General features: G+C 71.8%; 2 protein-coding genes. One reads left to right on the plus strand and one right to left on the minus strand.

All coding sequences use genetic code 11. The features are described 5' to 3' along the window. Window positions 1–50: 50 nt before the first annotated feature. Entirely contained in the window at window positions 51–326 is a 276-nt protein-coding gene (locus ACFV6I_RS39525) for a LuxR C-terminal-related transcriptional regulator (RefSeq protein ID WP_380431130.1), read from the minus strand. A 196-nt stretch (window positions 327–522) separates the two neighbouring features. Between ACFV6I_RS39525 and ACFV6I_RS39530 the strand changes: the two genes are divergently transcribed. Then, window positions 523–1,515: a helix-turn-helix transcriptional regulator gene (locus ACFV6I_RS39530; RefSeq protein WP_380431133.1), complete on the plus strand. Its 993-nt coding sequence runs from the start codon at window positions 523–525 to the stop codon at window positions 1,513–1,515. The last annotated feature ends 218 nt before the right edge of the window (window positions 1,516–1,733 follow it).

Raw genomic sequence — 1,733 nt, forward strand, 5'->3', positions numbered from 1 at the left:
GTACGGGATCTCCTCCCGTACGGGCCCGGCGCCGTTGTGCGAGTGCGGGCTCAGTCGGCGGCGCCCAGCACCCAGGCTGTCCCGCCCGCCAACTCCTCGGCGTGCAGGGCGGAGACGAGCGCCGCCTCGGTTCTCGACCGCAGGCACAGCTTGCGCACGATGCTCGCGGTGTGCGCACGGACGGTGCGCTCCGTGATGCCCAGGTGCCGGGCCAGCCGCCGGTTGGTCTCCCCTGAGGAGAGCAGCCCCAGCACCTCCCGCTCCCGGTCCGTGAGCACCGAGAAGTCCATCGGCCCCCGTACCGGCGCCTCGGTCAACGTTCCCAATTCACCCTCCCTGGTCGGTGTTTCACTCGACTGCGCGGCAGGCGCAGCCCCCCACGAAACCCTCCAGTTCTTTGCAGTCACATTACTACTCCTCTGCTGGTGGATTACTATCCCCCTGTATGACACCCGGCCGTCGGTGTCCGACCGACCGTGCGGCCGTCGTCAGACAGCACGCCAAGCGTCACGGGGGGAAACCATGAACGGCTCCGGCATGTCCGTACTCGGCCTCGGCTCGACCGAGGAACGCCTCTATCGCCACTTTCTGCGGAATCCGGACACCTCCGACGAGGACGTTCACCTGCTCCTGCACAGCTCGCCCGCGGCCGTCCGCGAGGCCCGGGACCACCTGGTCGACCTCGGCCTGTTACGGCCGTCAGGGGCGGGCGCCCTCGCCGCCACCGATCCGGAGCTGGCCGTCGAACGGCTGAGCCGCATCCGGCTGCAGGCGCTGCACGAGGAGCTCCAACAGGTCACCCAGTCCCGTCGGTTGATCGACGAACTTCGCTGCGAGCGCGGCGCCCGGCACCGCCCGGCTCAGGACGTCGAGCGGCTGGAGGTGCTCGACGAGATCCGCACCCGCATCGACGACCTGGCCTTCTTCGCCCGCGAGGAGATCCTCTCCGCCGAGCCGTACACCGAGCTGACACCGGAGAACATCGCCCACGCCCGCCCCCTGGACGCCTGCTGCCTACGGCGTGGCGTCCGCATCCGCAGCGTGATCCTCGGCCGGGCGCTGGAGCACCCGCCGACCGCCGGGTACCTCCACGAACTCGCCGCGCAGGGTGCCGAGATCAGGGTCATCGACGAGCTGGCCGAACGCATCCTGCTCTACGACCGCCAGACCGTCCTGGTGCCGGCCGATCCCGCCGACACCTCCCGCGGCGCCCTGCTCACCCGCCAGCCCGGGCTGGTCGCCAACGCCCTGGCCCTCTTCGAGAAGATCTGGGACGAGGCCGCCGAACTGCCCGACCCGACGGGCGCGCAGGACACCGCCGAGTACCGGCTCTCGGCCATGGAACAGCTGGTCCTGGCCGAGATGTGCCGCGTCGCCAAGGACGAGACCGGAGCCCGCAACCTCGGCATCTCCGTCCGAACCTACCGTCGGCACATCGCCGAGATCCTGCGCGTCCTGGGGGCAGGCGGTCGCACCCAGGCGGCCCTGCTCGCCCGCGAGCGCGGCTGGATCTGACCGGCTGCCGCGTGGCGTCAGGCCTCCGGCGGGACGGCCCGCCAGTGCGCGAGCGCCCGGTCCTCAAGGGCCCCTGCCAGCCAGCGCTCCACGGTCTGTGCCGTCTGCGCTGTCCCCGCCCCGCCGATTCCCGGCGGGGCCACCCGCCTGACGATCCGCCGGCCCTCGCTCCGCTGCCCCCCGCCCCACCCACCCGGCCGAAACCCCCCGAGGCCGCA

It is taken from the genome of Kitasatospora sp. NPDC059803 (assembly GCF_042732255.1).
Lineage (GTDB): Bacteria > Actinomycetota > Actinomycetes > Streptomycetales > Streptomycetaceae > Kitasatospora.

Excerpts from the sequence above, each read along its gene's own strand:
- ACFV6I_RS39530 (WP_380431133.1), top strand. The coding sequence starts at position 523 with ATGAACGGCTCCGGCATGTCCGTACTCGGCCTCGGCTCGACCGAGGAA.